The organism is Bacillus sp. SM2101 (genome assembly GCF_018588585.1).
GTDB classification, from domain to species: Bacteria; Bacillota; Bacilli; order Bacillales; family SM2101; genus Nanhaiella; species Nanhaiella sioensis.
On sequence record NZ_JAEUFG010000018.1, the window covers coordinates 67,887 to 87,489 of the forward strand.

General features: G+C 32.4%; 16 protein-coding genes. 15 read left to right on the forward strand and 1 reads right to left on the reverse strand.

Going from position 1 to position 19,603, the window contains the following annotated elements; genetic code table 11:
- Positions 1-98 precede the first annotated feature (98 nt).
- A complete protein-coding gene (locus JM172_RS16760) occupies positions 99-242 on the forward strand; it encodes a hypothetical protein (RefSeq protein WP_214483523.1) in 144 nt (47 codons plus the stop codon).
- Between the two features lie 731 nt (positions 243-973).
- Here JM172_RS16760 and secA2 read toward each other — a convergent pair.
- On the reverse strand, positions 974-3,271 hold the full coding sequence (gene secA2, locus JM172_RS16765) for an accessory Sec system translocase SecA2 (RefSeq protein WP_214483524.1): 2,298 nt from the start codon (positions 3,269-3,271) through the stop codon (positions 974-976).
- A 1,051-nt stretch (positions 3,272-4,322) separates the two neighbouring features.
- Here secA2 and JM172_RS16770 point away from each other — a divergent pair.
- The 14 genes from JM172_RS16770 (at position 4,323) to JM172_RS16835 (ending at position 19,431) form a co-directional block, all read left to right on the forward strand.
- The gene (locus JM172_RS16770; RefSeq protein WP_214483525.1) at positions 4,323-4,538 is read left to right on the forward strand and encodes an NUDIX hydrolase; all 216 of its coding nucleotides are present in this window, start codon (positions 4,323-4,325) and stop codon (positions 4,536-4,538) included.
- A 375-nt stretch (positions 4,539-4,913) separates the two neighbouring features.
- A complete protein-coding gene (gene abc-f / locus JM172_RS16775; RefSeq protein ID WP_214483526.1) occupies positions 4,914-6,554 on the forward strand; it encodes a ribosomal protection-like ABC-F family protein in 1,641 nt (546 codons plus the stop codon).
- Between the two features lie 485 nt (positions 6,555-7,039).
- Positions 7,040-7,333, forward strand: coding sequence for a hypothetical protein (locus tag JM172_RS16780; protein ID WP_214483527.1), 294 nt, complete (start codon positions 7,040-7,042; stop codon positions 7,331-7,333).
- 366 nt (positions 7,334-7,699) lie between these two features.
- Positions 7,700-8,065, forward strand: coding sequence for a VOC family protein (locus tag JM172_RS16785; RefSeq protein ID WP_214483528.1), 366 nt, complete (start codon positions 7,700-7,702; stop codon positions 8,063-8,065).
- A gap of 274 nt (positions 8,066-8,339) precedes the next feature.
- The gene (locus JM172_RS16790; protein ID WP_214483529.1) at positions 8,340-8,753 is read left to right on the forward strand and encodes a GNAT family N-acetyltransferase; all 414 of its coding nucleotides are present in this window, start codon (positions 8,340-8,342) and stop codon (positions 8,751-8,753) included.
- A 568-nt stretch (positions 8,754-9,321) separates the two neighbouring features.
- Positions 9,322-9,942 (forward strand): GNAT family N-acetyltransferase, encoded by a 621-nt coding sequence (locus JM172_RS16795; RefSeq protein WP_250886723.1) that lies wholly within the window; start codon positions 9,322-9,324, stop codon positions 9,940-9,942.
- Positions 9,943-10,438: 496 nt separating this feature from the next.
- Entirely contained in the window at positions 10,439-11,092 is a 654-nt protein-coding gene (locus tag JM172_RS16800; protein ID WP_214483530.1) for an ArsR/SmtB family transcription factor, read from the forward strand.
- Positions 11,093-11,321: 229 nt separating this feature from the next.
- Complete coding sequence (locus JM172_RS16805; protein WP_214483531.1) at positions 11,322-12,623, forward strand: MFS transporter; 1,302 nt, start codon at positions 11,322-11,324, stop codon at positions 12,621-12,623.
- Between the two features lie 313 nt (positions 12,624-12,936).
- The gene (locus tag JM172_RS16810; protein ID WP_214483532.1) at positions 12,937-13,101 is read left to right on the forward strand and encodes a hypothetical protein; all 165 of its coding nucleotides are present in this window, start codon (positions 12,937-12,939) and stop codon (positions 13,099-13,101) included.
- 505 nt (positions 13,102-13,606) lie between these two features.
- Positions 13,607-14,062: a GNAT family N-acetyltransferase gene (locus JM172_RS16815; protein WP_214483533.1), complete on the forward strand. Its 456-nt coding sequence runs from the start codon at positions 13,607-13,609 to the stop codon at positions 14,060-14,062.
- A 207-nt stretch (positions 14,063-14,269) separates the two neighbouring features.
- Positions 14,270-15,085: an alpha/beta fold hydrolase gene (locus JM172_RS16820; RefSeq protein WP_214483534.1), complete on the forward strand. Its 816-nt coding sequence runs from the start codon at positions 14,270-14,272 to the stop codon at positions 15,083-15,085.
- A 161-nt stretch (positions 15,086-15,246) separates the two neighbouring features.
- Positions 15,247-15,762 carry a GNAT family N-acetyltransferase gene (locus JM172_RS16825; RefSeq protein WP_214483535.1) on the forward strand — a complete coding sequence of 172 codons (516 nt, stop codon included), beginning with the start codon at positions 15,247-15,249 and terminating at the stop codon, positions 15,760-15,762.
- A 556-nt stretch (positions 15,763-16,318) separates the two neighbouring features.
- Positions 16,319-17,545, forward strand: a complete 1,227-nt coding sequence (locus JM172_RS16830; RefSeq protein WP_214483536.1) for a multidrug effflux MFS transporter — start codon at positions 16,319-16,321, stop codon at positions 17,543-17,545.
- 815 nt (positions 17,546-18,360) lie between these two features.
- Positions 18,361-19,431, forward strand: a complete 1,071-nt coding sequence (locus tag JM172_RS16835; protein ID WP_214483537.1) for an S-layer homology domain-containing protein — start codon at positions 18,361-18,363, stop codon at positions 19,429-19,431.
- Positions 19,432-19,603 lie beyond the last annotated feature (172 nt).

Consider the following 19,603-nt stretch of genomic DNA (forward strand, 5'->3'; position numbering starts at 1 on the left):
TATAAGTGAGTAGAAAAAAATTACATCTTATTAATTACTTTATATAAGCTTAGCCAACATGATGTTGGGAAAACCCTATACAGGAGTTGATAATTAATATGGAGAATCCTAAAACTGAAGCACAAAGAAACACTCATATTAATAATGTTCTAGAAGAAAAAAATTCAAAAATTTTATGTGAAATAGACGAAATCTCAAAAAAAGTGATTGAAATAATGGATAAAGATATATGGAAAATTTAAAATTGACTCTTTGACTAAAATTAGGTAGCTAGACTTGAGGAGAGCATGTAATAAAACTGACTTTATAGAACAATCAATGAAGTTACTCAGAACTCACTGTAATGAAATAGTTAGAATGAAGATTCAAGGTTTCATTATAATATCAACCTAGCTACCCGTAACAGATCAGTTAGAGTTCAATCAATTCACATACTCTTAAGTTATATACCTTTAAGTAAAGAATCAAATTATACAGGTTATAGATGATTTAAAGAGATGGAAATAATGAGACTCAATGATTAGAGAAGTAACTGAAAAGTATCTCAAGGAACATTTAGGAGACTTTGTTAATTTAATGATCCTGATCACGAGTGTAGAGCAAATAAGACTTCAATAAGATTAGTGCAAGAAATTACTGAGAATTTTAAGCTAATGAAGTACAGTGGGTAATTCTATAAAGAATTTTGCTAGTTGGTATCAAATACTCCGGCTGGACTATGTTACCTAGTAAGGAATTAACTGTGATATTTCAAATTCCTATAACCTGTAACAAATTTAGTGTAATCGATCATTTTTGAAGTTCTTAGCATTACTATGTAAGGTTACTTATTGCGGCCCTAGTTCGGTATCAATAGTAACAAAGTTTAAATCATTCCCTATAGTTGTAGATACATTTTTTCTTAACTTTACGACATAGGAAAGGTGTTAACTAAACCTAATATTGCCTAATAGAATGGAGGTACCTCCTGTATTTATAACAATTTAAATAAAGAGTTTTTTCTAGTAACAAAGTTATCATTAACGATATACGTCCAAGTTGCCGAAGGGTGCTTTAAAATTTTCATCTCCAAATTAATTTCTTTTTTAGGGTCAATAGCATGAAAGTGGTTCATCATGCCCTGTTCAATCTTATCGGACAACTTATCAAAAGCTGATATGAGCAATGTGTGAAATTCATCTAAAGGATTTTTTCTAGCTACACTTTCGAGATGTATTCCCTCCTTAATATATTCAATAAAATCCAAATGTTCAGCCCAATACAGATCTATTTGGAGCAACGTAATACGTTTTTCAATCTGATGCATTTTCGTTTTTCCTAATTGATTACATAGACTTTCATATCTATCAGGTTCTTTTGAGGAGAATAAATTCCCCACTGCACGATCCAATAAAATATCGTGACGTTTTTTAAGAATTATACAACGTTGTTGTTCAAGAATATCTGAGTATTTATTTAATGTTTTTCTTATTTCAAAATTTTCCCCATCCACCACTCGTTGGATATGATCTATTTTTTGAATCACCTTTGAACTTGTTAAAGGTGCATCTTGTTTTAATATGCGATACTTTGGAGGTATTACTTTAGAAATGCCAAAACGGATAAGTAGATCATCTTCTAGACTAATGAAAAATTTTGTAGCACCAGGATCACCTTGTCTACCCGCTCTCCCCCGAAGCTGATTGTCGATTCGACTGCTTTCGTGTAGGTTTGTTCCAATAACATATAGCCCACCTAATCCTACTACCTTTTCATACTCATCAGCACAGCCTCCACCTAACAAAATATCAACGCCACGACCTGCCATATTAGTTGAAACTGTAACTGCCCCTAACCTTCCTGCTTGTGAAATAATTTCCGCTTCCAACTCATCATTTTTTGCATTGAGCACATTACACTGTATACCCGTTGCATTTAAATTAATTGCCAAGTTGTTAGATTCCTCTACGCTACTAGTCCCGATTAAAATAGGGCGGCCTGTCAAATGAACTGTTTTAATTTTCTTCACCAACGCTTTTTTTTTCGCTTCCTTGTGGGTAAACACACTATGTGGGTAGTCCATTCTTAAACATGTTTTATGAGATGGAATCGTAATCACTTCTAAATTATAGATTTCTGTAAATTCATTAATGGATGAATTTGCGGTTGCAGTCATCCCACTTATAGTTGGATATAAATTTAAAAAATTGTGCAACGTAATTGATCCTAATATTTTTCCACTTGATTGAATATTCAAACCTTCCTTAGCTTCTACAGCAGCTTGTAATCCATCGGGCCAATGTCTTTTATCTGCAATCCTGCCAGTGAGTTCATCGATTAACTCGATCCTACCATCTCGAATAATGTAATGGACATCTCTTTTTAGTAAAACTTCAGCATGCAGGGCACAATGGAGTGAGGCCATCGTATCGACATTTTCATTCTTATATAAGTTATCACAGGATAACAATTGCTCTGCTTTTTTTATTCCTAAGTCTGTTAAATACACATTTCGTTCATTTTCGTCAGTTGCATAATCTATCTCTTGTTGTAAATTTCTTATGATTTCAGTGAACTGTTTCGGATCTTCCTGCGAACTAGATTCCTTGTCTGCAATGACAAGAGGAACCCTTGCTTCATCAATAAGAATAGAGTCTGCTTCATCTACTAATGCAAAGTGAAAAGGGCGATGAACTATTGATTTGTTATCATAACAAATGGAATCTTTCAAGTAATCAAAGCCTGCTTCTTTAGCAGTCAAGTATGTAACATCAGCATCATACGCTTCCTTTCTAGCTTTGTTATTCATCCCTTCTTTAATAAAACCAACTGATAAACCTAAGTAGTTATAAATAACACCCATCCATTTAGCATCCCTTGTTGCTAAATAGTCATTAAAGGTTAGAATATGCACGCCTTTTCCCAGCAATGCATTTAAATAAGCAGGTAGTACAGCTGCAACAGTTTTACCCTCTCCAGTTTGCATTTCAATAACTTTTCCTTCATGAAGAGCTATCCCTGCTATAAGCTGTTCATCAAAAAGGTGGAACCCCAATTCTCGTTTTACTGTTTCGTAAACTAATGCATAGGCTTCAAATAATAATTCTTCAAGAGATGTACCGCTTTTCGCTTGCTGCATTAATGTTAAAGAGCGTTGTTTTATTTGATTTTTATTCCAGGTTTCTAAACGAAATGTTTTAATCTTTTTTACACTTTCTTTATATTTTCTAAGTTTATGTTTATTGTAAGAACTAGTTATTTTTCCTAAAATATAATTAGTATTTTTACTCATACATAGAAGCCTCCTAAATATGTAGCTTTTTATCGTATAGTTAACTGACTTTTATGAAGTTTAGGTTTTTCAGTCACTGATATTTCCTTTAAGTAAAGCTGTTTTTGCATGGATCGTTGCTATACGTTCTAGAATATATGCACGTATACATCTATCTTTCGAGGCATTTTTCTTCTATAAAACGATGATTGATGAGTAAAATGACATCTTGATTGTAGGAACTACAAGTAACAAAGTTAACGAAAAGAGCCTTTGCTAGGGGTGTTTTAGAATAGAATGTTATTTTTCGTACAAAAAATTATGCACGTATACATCTATCTTTCGAGGCATTTTTCTTCTATAAAAACGATGATTGATGAGTAAAATGACATCTTGATTGTAGGAACTACAAGTAACAAAGTTAACGAAAAGAGCCTTTGCTAGGGGTGTTTTAGAATAGAATGTTATTTTTCGTACAAAAAATTATGCACGTATACATCTATCTTTCGTGTCATCTTTTCTTCAATAAAAACGATGAATAATGAGTGAAACGACATCTTAATTTTCTATTTTAGGAACTGTAGTAACAAAGTTAATGAAAAGAGCCTTTGCAATAGTAATTTGAAACAAACAGGGTATTTATTTCGCAAAGTATAAAAAATGTACAAAAGAGTATGATGATATCATAATAAAACTGATTATTAGTATGATTAACCTAATTCGGAGTTTCACTATATTTGTTTAAAAAGGATTAATTCTAAGAGGACATTATGCTGTTACTGTTTTTGTTCCAAGAGGGACGAGGTTGTGATCTTTGAATTTTATAAAAATACATAATATAGAATAATAATTAATTATTTTATCATAATTAGTTTATTTTTACCATTTTAGACTCCGAGAAATTCAAATTGTAATTTGAATTTATTTCTTAGTATGAAAAACAATAATAATTTGGAAGTAGAGATTAATTGAAAAATATTTGAAATAATTGATGTAAGTAAAGCATAGATTAAGAAGAATTTTAGAATATACGGAAACGAGACACACGAGGAATGTTTAAGAAGAGATGGGAATGGACATTAAAACTGGTGATTTTATAGGATGTGCTAATAGGTGTTTTTTTCTAATAAATGAATGTAAGTACTATCTCAGTGAAAGATATTTATATATATGTGATATTGGTAAGGAAGCAAGTAAACCAATAGAAAAAGACCACTTTCTAAAATGGATTGAACCATCAAAAGCAATTGCCATTTTCATTACAAATGACACCACCTCCAAAAAATAAGTTAAGTGTTTTAAATCAAGATCATTTATGAAGCATCTAATATAACAAGCTGGAATTAGTCTGGAAAAAAGGAAGATTCATTTTTTCATATATTTACAAATTGTTGAATAACCCTTGGTACAGTGTTAAAATTGTAAGTACTATTAGACGAAAGGAATGATGGGTGGACAATGGTTAACTAACCCTACTTTTAACTTTTGAAATTTTATATTTCAAATAATAAAAACTTAGGATTAGTCTGCCCATTTTTCTATATATTGAAGAGCTATAATGGTAAGTAGCTTTTTTAAGTACGGCAAAATGCTTTTTGACTAATCCTTCCAAAATTATTTGGGAGGATTTTTTATTCTCCCTGAAAAAGAAGGGTGATCCTTTATGTTAGAACTACTGCAATTACAAAAAATAAAAGTTGAAATTGAAGATCATATTATTTTTGAAAATATAAATACGAATGTACAACAAGGGGATGTTATCGGAATCATAGGTAAAAACGGTGCCGGTAAATCAACTTTATTACAATTACTGAACGGTGGCCTTCAATCAACAAGAGGACATATAAAACACGTACAAAATGATCTTACAATTACTATGGTTGAACAAGAAAAAGAGTCTTATTTTCTTGGTGAGGTTACACCTCAAGAGGAAGTGTTATTAAAGAGTTGGAATGTTCCAAACTGTGAATACTTGAATTTAAGTGGGGGAGAAAAATTAAAAGCACGCCTTGCCAAAGGTTTAGCCAAAAATGCTGACATTTTATTGCTCGATGAACCAACAAACCACTTGGATGAACAGAGTTTGGACTTCCTTATAAGAAAGTTTAAAAGTTATAAGGGTACTATTATTCTCGTATCACATAATCGTTATTTTTTGGATAAAGTAGTAACAAAAATATGGTCAATTGAAAATCAAACACTTATTAGTCATTGTGGTAACTACACCAGTTTTTTGGAATATCGTGAAAGTGAGCGACTAACTCAACAACGTGAATATGAGAAACAACAAAAAATGATAAAACGAATAGAAGGTCAAATGAGCCAACTAACATTGTGGGCAAAGTCTGCTCATGCGCAATCAACAAAACAGGAAGGCTTTAAAGAATATTATCGAGTGAAAGCTAAGCGAATGGATTCACAAGTAAAATCAAAAGAAAAACGACTTGCAAAAGAACTTGAAAAGATAAAAGTTGAGGCACCTAAGGCAGAATACCAAATAAATTTTTCATTAAAAGCAAACCATAAAGTCGGAAAGCGGTTCTTAGAAGTTAAAGATTTAGCAAAATCTTTTGAAGGACACAATCTTTTTAAGAATGCTAACTTTACCATTCAGCATGGTGAAAAGGTTTCAGTTATTGGTCCAAATGGTAGTGGAAAAACTACGTTTTTGAATATGATAGCCGGAAAAGAAATAGTTACTAAAGGTGATATATGGGTTTCTCCAGCAGCAAATATCGGCTATTTGACTCAAGAAGTATTCGACTTGCCCCTTTTTCAAACTCCCAAACAGTTATTCGACAAAGAGTCATTTGAAGAGAGAGGGCACGTACGTAATTTAATGAAACATTTAGGATTTCTTGATCGTCAGTGGACAGAACCAATTGAGAACATGAGCATGGGTGAGCGTGTGAAGTGTAAATTAATGAAATATATTCTAGAAGAAAAAGATGTACTTATCCTAGATGAACCAACGAATCATTTAGATTTGCCTTCTCGTGAACAACTTGAAGAAACATTAGAAATATATAAAGGCACTCTATTGGTTGTGTCACATGATCGTTATTTTCTTGATAGAACAACAAATGCTAAACTCATATTTTCAAATCATACTATTTATAAGCAAATTAATGAGAAAGAATCGTTATCCAAAAGAGATGATAATGAAGAATTACGTTTAAAACTTGAAACTGAACGACAAGAAGTTTTAGGGAAACTTAGCTGTAAGACTCCAAATAACAAAGAGTATGAGGAACTTGATGTTAGATTTAAAGAGCTTACAAAATTAATAAAGAAGCTTCAATAATTCGTTGTAAAATCATCCGGCATTAAGTTTTTGTTTATCTATTATGTGGCGTGTTTCTGTTATAGAAAAACGCCTTTCTTTAAAAGAAACTTTTGGCTTATATAAATACAGTGGGTATGGTTATAGATTACAAACAATCATATTTGTTATAAAATACATGTTGTAATAAGAAAATTTCATTGTAGGTAAAGTCATGAGCTCATATTGTTGGACTGACTTTTTACGCAAAGGCTCTTTTCGTAAATTTTGTTACCATTGTTCATAAAATAAAAGATTTATCAGTCATCGTTTTATAGAAGAAAAGATGCCATTAATTCTAGATGTATACGTGTACATTTTTATACATAAAACAACATTAGATATGAAAATCGCCATTGTTATTTTAATTATGTCATAAAGATATCTTGCTCTTATAGTTAGTTTTATATATTAGAGTTATAGTGTTGATAGAAAATATTTTGTAAATAATGAGGGGGAATTTTACAATGAAGATTGCACTAAAACAAATAATACAGTTACAAGATGATAGCAAATATGAGAAGATATATAAGCATTTTAGTTCCAATGTAATCCCCCACAAAGGTGATTTTATTTGTGACCGTCTTTATGAAGATGCCTCTGAGAGTGAGGTTATAAGGGTTGCAATTAATTATGCCTCTAACGTATGCTATGTTACGCTTGCCCCCATCCAGCTAGATTCAAATGATGTAAAATACTTGAGAGAATATGTAGATGCTGCAATTAGATCTGAATGGGATTGTCCATTAAGGAAGTATTAAGCAATAATATCTTCTAAAATTGTTGTAGTATGTTATGTGATTAGGCCGTAGCGGTCAATCAATATCATAGAAGTATATAAAATTTGAAGGGATTTATGATCACATTCATGGTCATGTGTGTTTCATCGTATTTCTTTTTGAGGAAGTTTGCTGAATTCGTTATTAGTATATGGAAATGATATATTGTTTAGTAAAATTCAACTGAATTGAAGCCTAATTTCTTTATGTGGTATTAAGAAATTAGGCCTTTTTATATTTTCATCTCAATTAGAAAATACATTGTTTATTTTAATTACGACATAAATTGTCATTATTAGGTGGTACATTATTTTTGTAAGTAAAATATACCATTTTGGGGGAGAATTTATGTTTAAGAAATTAGAATGTGTTGCAATTTATACAGATGATATTCAAAAATCTATTAATTTTTACCTTTCTTTGGGATTAAAACAACACTGGAAAATAGAAAGAAAGTTAGATGGTGGAGGAACGTGGACAATCATAGGGTTGAAATTCCCAGAAGAAAATAGTTCAGAGCTTGTTTTACAAAATGACCCAAATATCAATGTCACAGATGTTGAAATCCTAGTAGATGACGTCAATTTAGCTCATCAAGAACTTAGCAAAAATACAGAGGTAACATGGATTAAAAAACCGTTTGCAACGGAGTCTGGTCATGTTGCTGTAATGGAATCACCTGATAAAAATGTATTTGTGCTAGTTGGAAAATAACAGGTTGATATTATTGTGATGAAGCTAGATAGAATTGTATATAGAGATAACATATTACTAGTTTTTCAGTTCTTTTAGCTAGGCTCTTTTCTTAGACTTTGTTGCGATCATTCCTAAGCTAGGGGATAAAGATCTCGTTTTACCAAACAGTCATCGTTTTATAGAAGAACAGATGCTAAAAATCTAGGTTTTCGTGCTTGTATGAAAAAACAATCTAATTGGAAGTAGCCTTTCGAGAAGATTAGAGACGCTACATAATTAAGGAGGAAAAACGGTGAAGGTAGCCTTAGCAGATATCACAGATGCACCAAAAATCTTGTCATTCTTCAAAAGAAATTTATGTGACAATAATAGTGGTATTTATTCTGAAGAATTTTTTTGCCCTCTAGGAACTCAAGCAGCCATATTGAGAAAACAGATGATTGTGGCAATAGTAGATGATCAAATAGTAGGTGCATTTCGATTTTACAGAAAAAAAACATCCAATAGCATTTCGTTATATCAATTTGCTATAAATGAAGGTTTTCGGGGGCAAGGGGTGTTGAAGAAAATGTTACGTTCTATCAATTATTTACCAATTTATGTATTATGTCCTATCGAATCAAAATTTAATGAATATTATTTTAAGTCAGGTTGGTATCTACAAGAACAAAATGCTAGTTTTAAAGTCTGGGAATTTAAAGGCTAAAAACTTTGAGTTTTAGTTAATGACTATGTTCTGTTTAAGTTTTACTGAAAGCTCAAAATGCACGTTTTAGATAAGCGCAACTGCCCAAACATTAATATACATGTACATAAAGGTATTATGTGAAACTAGTATAACTTAACTCAAAGTCTAATAACTAAAAATTTACTTAAATTTTTTGTGTCCAAAATAGTATTTAACATAGACCAACACAGCACGTTACCGTAACTTCTTCAAAGTTCTGACCACTTAATTTGCGGTTTAGATATAGAATTTGTCTAGTATTTAAGTAGCTATGTACAAACATTCAAATTACAAGTGTTCCTCCAAATTATTCTTTAACTATTAAGGAATCAATAAAAACTCTATCGCTACTCAATTAAATGGTGCAATCGATTTAATTAAGATGCAAAGCCTAATCTTTCAAAAAACATATTTTGAAAGATCAGGCTTTTTCATTTTGTGTTCTGTATATGTAAATATGTCCTTAAAATTATCTTGCATGTTTGTAATACGCTAGATTATAAAACAAGCAATAAATGATCTAGTGGTATAATTAGGGGCATATTAAATGAAGGAGTTTGTTATGACGATAAAGTGGGTTGAAGTAATAGAGGAGAATTTTATAGAATTAGAGATGATTTTTGAGCTATATAATCGAGTATTTCCTATTGAAGTGAGAGAACCACAGGAAATTTTTCTAAGAAGCTTACAATATGCTAAAGAAAGAAGACCGAATAATTATCACTTCATAGTTGGGAAGAAAGAAAATCAACTTGTTTCATTTGCTACGGGACACTATTTTGCCGACGTAAACTCAGGGTTCATTGTATATATCGTAACTAACCCTCTTATACAAAGTAAGGGAATAGGCTCAAAGACACTAGAGAAATTAGAAGATTTACTAAATAAAGATGCTATCTCAGCAGGGAATTTATCTCTAAGCGCTATTTTCTTAGAAACAGAAACACAAGAAATGGTACATACAGAAGAAGAAAAGGAAGATTGTATCAAAAGAAACAGATTTTTTGCTAACAATGACTATGAAAAGTATGAAAAAATTATTTATCAACAGCCATCATTACATGATGAGGTGGGAGATCTACCACTTAACCTTTTTATTAAGAATTTAGATATTACTAAGCAAAGTAAAGAAGATATAAAAAAAGCCATCAGAACCATTTATAAATAAAAGTATTCTCTTGTTAATGGCATTGATCAAAGGGTCCTTAACAACTGTCTTAAAAAGATGGGACTAGGAGACGGAGAATTACTTTAACAACCTTTTACAGTAATTTGAAGCATACTGAAAAAGATATGCATCTTTTTCGTTAAGATGGATTGTGGAGCATTGGTAAATGATTTACGGCTCACATAATATTTGGGTCTATACTGTATAATTTTGGATGAAGGAAAAAGGGCAGTTAAGTTATTAAAGAAAGAAAGGCTAATCAAATTCTGTACAGGAATTCATAAATTTAACGGTTATAGACGGGTTTTTTATAACTGCAAAATTTATAGACAGTGGTTTAAGAAAATTATTAGACATCAATTCGTTAGAAAGTTCTTTTTATGAAAAATATAAAAGGAAGTACTTTATTGTAAGCAAATTAATTTACAAAGATGATGTTTGCGATTATAATTCAACTATTCAATTAATCTATTGAATAGTTGAGAGGGGATTATTCATGCTTAATGAACGTAATTTAAAAGACATGTTATATCAAGAGTATGCGAGGATTGGGAAAAGTTTATCAAGCCCTAAACGATTGGAAATTCTTGACCTGCTATCTCAAGGCCCTAAATCTGTGGATGCTTTAGCAAAGTGTACAACAATGTCTGTTGCTAATGTATCTCAGCACTTGAAAACTCTTTATAATTCAAAGCTAGTTAAATTTAAGAAGGAAGGAAACTTCGTTATTTATGAACTAGCTGATGAAGTAATTTCGAATTTTTTAATTTCATTACATGCATTATCAGAAAAGCAATATATGCAAGTACAGCAAATTAAAGAAGAGTTTTTAAATAATCAACTTGATATAGAAGGAATAACTTTTATAGAGCTTAAAGGCCGAATGGAGAAAGGTGAGGTTTTACTGTTGGATGTAAGACCGAAGGAAGAGTATGAAAAGGCCCATATCCCAGGAGCAGTTTCTTGTCCTATCGAAGAATTGGAAGCTAAACTTGCATCTTTGCCAGCTAAAAGTAATGTAGTTGCTTATTGCAGGGGACCTTATTGTTTAATGTCGGCAAAAGCAGTAGAAATTCTTAAGGAAAAAGGTATAAATGCATTTCGATTGGAAGATGGTGTTAGAGAATGGGAGCAATTTGCTGATAAATGAAATTAACGCTCATTTTGAAGGCAAAAGATACTAAGGAAGCATGGATAGGTTCTATATGTGCAAATGCTGCAATAATTCTGGACATAGAGAAATACTTTTCTCATGGGTGGAGCTGCTGAAATAAAAAATATCTTTATGTACAATTACTTAAATAGTACATTTGTAAGATGGTTTAAGGATGGTAAGGCACTATCAATATAAATGACTAAATACAAGAAGGTGATAATGAGTGTTAAGTAAAGAACAAGATCCGATTGAGAGTTATATAAATTCACCAGAAAAACTTAAAAAGTTATATAAACGAGTGTTGTTTGTTGTGAGTCTATCACAAATATTTGGAGGAGCAGGGCTTGCGGCGGGGATTACAGTAGGTGCACTTTTGGCCCAACAAATGCTCGGAACGGATGCTTATGCAGGAGTTCCGTCAGCCCTCATTACTATAGGATCAGCAGGAGCAGCACTAATCGTAGGAAGACTCTCTCAGCGATATGGACGTCGTACAGGACTATCGACAGGTTTTATTGTAGGTGGACTCGGATCAATTGGAGTTGTGATTGCTGCCCTAATGAATAATGTTATTCTTTTATTTGCTTCGCTCCTAATTTATGGAGCAGGTACTGCAACAAATTTACAAGCCCGTTATGCAGGGACGGATTTAGCAAACAGTAAACAACGAGCTACTGCAATCAGTACTACAATGGTCATGACAACGTTCGGAGCTGTTGCTGGTCCCAATTTAGTTGAAATTATGGGTGATTTTGCTCTTTTCATTGGTGTTCCAGCTCTTTCAGGCCCCTTTATATTATCTGCTGCAGCATTTATCTTAGCAGGTCTTGTACTATTTATTATGTTACGCCCTGATCCCTTAGATATTGCAAAAAAGATAGCAGCTTATAAACAAGAGAATGCCCAAGCAAATAAATCGTATTCTCCTAATAACACTAATAATAAAAGAGGTCTTGCTGTCGGTGCAACGGTTATGGTTCTAACACAAATTGTAATGATAGCAATTATGACGATGACACCAGTGCATATGCAACATAATGGTCATGGTTTAGCTGCAATCGGCATTGTTATTGGATTTCATATAGGATCAATGTACTTACCATCACTTATTACAGGGGTACTTGTTGATAAAGTTGGTCGAACAGCGATGAGCATAGCTTCGGGTATTACATTGTTATTCGCTGGCTTATTAGCCGCATTCGCGCCAAGTGATTCAATGATTCTCTTAGTAATAGCCCTTTCTTTACTTGGTTTGGGATGGAACTTTGGTTTAATCAGTGGTACTGCACAAATAGTTGATTCTACTGAGCCATCAACTCGTGCAAAAACACAAGGGACACTTGATGTTTTTATTGCATTAGCAGGAGCTTCTGGTGGTGCTCTTTCGGGTGTAGTAGTGGCAAATACAAGCTTTCTTACATTATCATTGGGTGGAGGATTACTTTCCTTGCTTCTAATACCTGCTGTCATTTGGTCTCGTAGAGGTAAAGTTTTAACAAATTCAATAAATCAAAAATCTGTATAAATAGATATGGTAATACGTAGCGACCTTTAAAGGTACAATTTTCTTTGATGAAGCTATTTGCCTGGTGAAGGTGCTTTTGGTTTAACAGGTAATGAAGTTAATCCATAAAGTTTTAAAAAGTGTTTACCAAGAAATGTCCAAATTCTTTGTTTATCTTAACTGTTATTAATGCTTTAAGTAATGTTTGAAGTATATTAATGACAGTGCGTTCGTTACTTATGCTTGGACTAAAATGGATAAATAAACCATTATAAGTTGTGAAGTTGAAACGATAGATGTCAAAATATATACTTCAGTTTTTACTTTCCGTGACTTGAAAGTGGCGGTTTGTGGTGGAAGCTGCATACAGTTGTTCGGCTGGTTATTTCAAGATAAACAAACTTCAAATAATAAGGAAATGATGATGATTGCACGAGGGGAATATGAGAGAAGTGTTGGTTTTTATGCTAACACTTCTTTTATTTTTTTGTTTGACTAAAAATTGAATAAACCTAGTTAGAGTTGTAAAGTAGAAAGGCATAGAAGCTATAGCAAACATCAATAACATGGAGGATGAAAAGAGGGAAGCTCCCTAATTTAGTATAGAATTAAGGAATTGTGAGTCGTAATATGGAAATTTCCTTAACCTGTATATAAGCTATCCAATATAGATTAACGAGATGATTGTTTGACAAAGTGAAATTTGGTGCATTTTTGAAGAAGGGAAAAATTCTTTTCTTTTACAATAATTAATAGTGTAAGTTTTGGATGAACCGATTTCGACGACTTTATATAGAAAGTACTGATGAATTGGAGAAAGCAAAGGAAATATTAGTACAGGAGAATATGGTATAATTGTAAAAGTTTAAAAATTCATTCAATAAACTAAGGGATGAATGCTACGAGAGATTCTCAAACAAACTCATCTCTCAACATAAACGGATGAACGCTAAAATTAACAAAGATTGATTTACGTTTCTCCAAATTTGAAAGGGGAATTTCTTTTGAATAATGTCAATGTAAGGCTTGAAAAATTAAATTCAGAAAACTGGTATGATTGCTGTCAATTAGAAGTATCAAAGGAACAAGAAAAATATATGGAACCAAATGCAATTTCTATAGCTCAATCAAAGTTTGAATCTACATTAAAACCTTACGCGATCTATTTCGAAGATAAATTAGTAGGTTTCTTAATGTATAATTCTGTAAAAGAAGAACTTGATGGTTATTGGATTTATAGAATAATGATTGATAAGAATTTTCAAGGTAAGGGCATAGGTAAGGAAGCAACTAAGTTAATGATATTAGAGATGATTAAATTATTGGATGCAAAAAGAATTATTGTAGGTTATAATCCTGAAAATTCGGGAGCTCACCATTTGTATGCAAGTTTGGGATTTGTTGATAATGGTGATAGATTTGGAAAAGAGATGGCTGTTATTAAAAATATAACAGATTAAAAGATATTAAATGGAAGACAAAATGGGTTGGAGGCAAAAAAAACTTTTTTATTGATCTAACTTATAACTAGAATTTATGCACATATAAAACTGATAAACCCTCATAATGAGTTACATAGATTAAGCTATATTTAAATTTTTTCGACAATATAAATGTATACATGATGATATAGAATATACGTTCGTTTTGGAGGAGTGAAGAAAAACATGCCAGAGTTAAGAGTTAAGGATGTAAAACTTCATTATCAAGCATACGGAACTGGAAAACCTATTATTATGATTCATGGCTTTTCTCCAGATATGAGGCTAATGATAGGATGCATGGAGCCAGTATTTTTACAAAAAGATGGTTTCAAAAGAATATATATAGACCTTCCAGGGATGGGCAAAACAAAAGATTATAATGAAGTCAAAAACTCGGATGACATGTTAGATATAGTCATTGAATTTATTGATAAATTAATTTCAAACGAGTCCTTTTTAGTTGTGGGGGAATCATATGGCGGCTATATAGCTAGAGGAATTATTCATAAAAAAAAGAAAGAAGTAGACGGAGCTGCATTTATTTGTCCAGTCATTATTCCTGAAATGAGTGAAAGGACTCTCCCTGACCATTCCATTATTTATAAAGATAATGAATTTTTAGAGCAACTAGATGAAGATGAAAGAGAAGGTTTTGATTCAATTTCAGTCGTGCAGGATGAATATAATTTTCATAGATTTCAAAATGAAATACTACCTGGGTGTAATATAGCTGATGAACAATTTTTAGCAAAGATAAAGCAACAATATAGTTTTACTTTTGATGTAGATCAAGGTTTGTATGAACTGCCAAGCGTATTTCTTCTTGGAAGACAAGATTCGATGGTTGGGTTTAAAGATGCACTCGATTTAATTGATAAATTTCCAAGAGCTACTTTTGCAATTTTAGATAAAGCAGGACATAACTTACAAATAGAACAAAAGGCGCTTTTTGATACACATATAACTGACTGGTTAACTAGAGTAACAGAGAAAAAGTAACAGGGTAAATCTATTAGCTCTTTTAATGATATGCTCAACTGTCTCTGCAATTGAAAAGCACCTATTTCACCGAATGTTGAATAAGCAAGTCAATTAAAGATGTGGTTAGTATAAGAAGAGATATAATTTAAGCATAACAAATTTAATGGTGGATAATACACGTGGATATATTAATTGAACAATTAGATGTGACCGATGCACACAATTTGTATAAGTTTGAACTTCAAAACAGAAAATTTTTCGAAGAAATGGTACCGAGCAGAGGTGACGACTACTATGGGCTTGAGGTTTTTAAAAAAAGGCATGAAACTTTACTTGAAGCACAAGCTCAAGGAAGTTCATATTTTTACTTAATTAAATCTACAGATGGTTCTATTGTTGGAAGGATAAATCTAGTTGACATTGATAAGTCACAAAAAATTGGTCATCTAGGCTATAGAGTAGGTCAACTATATGCTAGAAAAGGTGTGGCTAAAAAAGCAGTAAAATTACTATTAGAACAATTAACAGACCAAGATATAATACAAGTTAAGGCGAAAACAACAACCAATAACATAACATCTCAAAAAGTTTTAGAGAAAAACGGATTTAAGCATTCAAAATCCTATGATGAAGAATTTGAAATGAATGATCAGAAGTTAAATTTTGTTTATTATACATGGACGAATAAAGCTTAATTTTGTTGAGCTAGCTGACGCCTTTGAAATCACAATACAAGCATAAAATATACAGTTTTTAGTATGTATTGCCCCAAGAAGATCAAATAGAATTGCAAGTTGATAGCTAATAACTTTAATATTTTTAGAAATATATGGACCGACTCGTTTCAAAGAGGTACGATAGTTTAGAGGTATTTTCTTCTTTGTAATTGGTCAGCTACATTTTGTATGTAGTGAGTTTTAAGATTATAAACATTTACTTTCTGAAAATGTTTAATATATTGTTAAATCTAAGAAAAAGGTTTATAGAAACCTTTTTCTTCTTATATGCTCAAGTTTAGTAATATCTTATTGTTGGGTGTTTTTTTCCTACCTGTTTGTCAAGTAAAGGCTACAAATACAAAAGTCTGAGGTTATATTTTTTTATCTATAAATTGATTTACTTTCAGTTCCAAATAATGTGTTTAAGACACTTTGGCAATGATTTGTGTATAATTATGATATAAATAAGTTAGGAGAGAAAAGTTCGAATACTAATACTCTAGTTTAAAGAAAAGGTTGGTTTAATTATGTTATGGGAGAATCATTAAAACATTTCATTGATAGCCGTGTAGGAATCTCTAAATCGAAGAGATTATGGATGGCTATAATTCTAGGAACATTAGCAGGGTTTGGACCGTTATCCATTGATATGTACTTGCCAGCACTTCCTGATATAGCCAAGGATTTTAACGTAAGTCCATCACTAGTCCAACTTAGCCTGACTTTTTTCTTACTTGGTTTAGCATTTGGTCAGCTTTTAGCCGGACCAATCAGTGATGTCCGGGGGCGACGTTTACCATTATTAATTGGATTAATCACCTATTTTGTTGTTTCCCTTTTATGTGTTTTCAGTCCTTCTATCTGGACATTAATTGTATTACGCTTTATTCAAGGGTTGGCAGGTTCAGCGGGTATTGTTATATCAAGAGCGGTTGTTCGGGATTTGTATTCCGGCACAGAACTTACCAAGTTCTATGCATTGCTTGCATTAATCAATGGTATTGCACCTATTTTGGCTCCAGTATTAGGAGCACAGTTATTAAAAATAGTCCCATGGCAAGGTGTATTTATTTTATTAAGTATTATAGGTTTAGTGATGTTTTTTGTCGTCCTATTAGGCTTACCGGAAACCCTTCATGACGATAGGCGGTCAGTTGGGGGAATAAAAAATACCTTTATTACTTTCCGAAATCTTATTTTGGACCGAACCTTCATAGGTTTTGCATTAGCTCAAGGGTTTGTCTTCGCTGCCATGTTTGCTTATATATCTGGTTCTCCCTTTGTGGTGCAGAATATTTATGGCGAATCACCACAAATGTTCAGTCTCATCTTTGCAATAAATGGATTAGGCATCATGATTGCTAGTCAGACCACAGGGAAGTTAGCAGGACGAATACATGAGTCAAGGCTTTTTCTTTTTGGGTTAGCTACTTCATTATTTGGGGGGATATTTTTATTTGTGTTGATTCTCCTAGATGCTAGGTTAATTTTCCTTCTAATCCCACTATTTTTTGTTGTATCAAGTGTCGGGATTGTAAGTACATCTGGATTTTCACTAGCTATGCAAAAACAAGGAAAGAATGCAGGAAGTGCAGCAGCCCTATTAGGAGTGATGTCACTAGCATTAGGTGCATTCGCAGCACCACTTGTTGGAATAGGAGGGGAACACACTGCCATACCAATGGGAATGGTTATCGTAGGTTCAGGTGCAAGCGCGGCACTTTCCTATTTATTTCTTATCCCTCGAGAGGAAAGGTAATTATACGCTGATCATGCTGGGGAGTCTCCACCAACATGCGGCTACGACCTAAGTAATCTCCTTTATATAATATTAATTATGAGAAGCGAAACACCTTAAAGTACATGCATAGTTTATTAATAGATACAAAGCGATGATCAAGGTATATTTTACTATATATCCTTGATCTCGAATCAAATCCTTCAAGTAAAATAAATGCTACATCTAGCAATTGAAAGCATTCAATACAATTCACTAGTATAATTTTAAATACTCAAATGCATTTAAATAACTACCAAGAAAAACAGTCCTACACCAATTCTTGTTTGTGGGGCTGTTAACTTATTTGTACAATGATGCTACTTCCGAAATCAACTCTACAAATATCCTCAAATTTTTATCTTTATATTATTATGCTTGTTCAGTGTATGTCCTAAAAATGACTTGCATTGAGCAATGTCAATGTAAGTCAGGACTACTTCGATGGTTGGCTCTAACACTTCAACATTTGTGTTTTTCATCACCTCTAATATCTCTCTGATATTTTAAATTCAAAAAAATGTTATTCAACCAATGTATCAATAGCCATTAACTTCTTTTTGTCTAAGAATAATAAAAGTTGTTTAAAAATGTTAGTAATCTTATTCCGCACTAGGGCCATATTGTCGAAGATCAACCTTCTTTAGAACAGGTGAATTAAAGAGTCTTAATCTCTAAGTTATTATTTACTTAGAGTAATCCCTTTCATATAATTATATTGGTAAATAAATGAATGTAAGTTTGATATTGTAAAAGTATTTATAATTTATATTACATGGGAAAAGCGAGGGTAAATTATGTTGAAGAAAACGTTAGTAGTTATAATATCATTAATGTTGTTACTTCCATCTACATCTGTATTTGCAGCTGGAGACCAGCCAAGTGCTTGGTCAAAAGATACGATTCAAAGAGGTATTGATTTAGGAATTGTACCAGAACGAATGCAATCCAATTATGCTGATCCAATTACACGGGAGGAATTTGCGGAGTTATTAGTAAATGTAGCTTTTAAAAAGTTAGAAATGGTCGAAAGGTCATATGAATGGACAAAAGAGATGGTACTTGAAAGAGTGACGATTGATCAACCTTTTGAGGATACGGATTTAGATCATGTCAAGCTTGCCTATATAATTGGCAGTGTGAATGGTACATCTGATACGACCTTTTCACCAGATGCTTATATCACACGTGAACAAGCTGCACAAATGCTGATAAATACAGTACACTATGCTAGTATTATCAGTTATGCTTCAGAGAAAGAAATGGGCTATTCAGATTATGATCAAATAGGAGATTGGGCTATACCAGCTGTAAGTGCAGCCTACAATTTGGAGCTTATGCAGGGATCTAATGGACAATTTATGCCACGAAAGCATATAACGAGAGAGCAGGCGATAGTAACGATAATAAGAGTTCTTGATCATGCTAAGTACATAACGTTGCAGCTAAGAGGGGATATAATTGCTTTTGCTTGGTATGATGATTTGACATACAATGTAGGAAAAGACTATGTGAATGTATCTTATAAGGATGAGGGAGAGTTTAGCCTCTCTGACAAAACCTTAAGAGAACTGTGGTTTACTTATAATCAAACTTCTGAATCGGAAGTACCCTACGACCACGAAAAGGCAATCGTTACTTACAGCTTTCATGGTAATCTATTAAGTTTAACTTATACATGGATGTTAGATGCAGCGTTAAAAGGAGAAGGAGTAAAAGTAGATTATGGCTATATGACTGTCGAAACATTTACAGAAAATCATATACTTGAATTTACACTGAAAGACATACCAGGGTATTTTAATGCATTAGTAGGACATGTTTATGGATATCCCCAAGTAGCAATTGATCCAAAGCCAATAGATTAATGAACTACATCAATGGCGCTTTTCAGAAATAACTCTGAAAAGCGTCTTTATGTGTTAACTTTTTTCATCGTTCAAATTGTTAATTCTATAGTGTAAAATTAATAGGGGAAATGTGGATGTATAGGAAAAACTTATAATATTGTAAGTATACATATTGTGGAGGTTATGATGA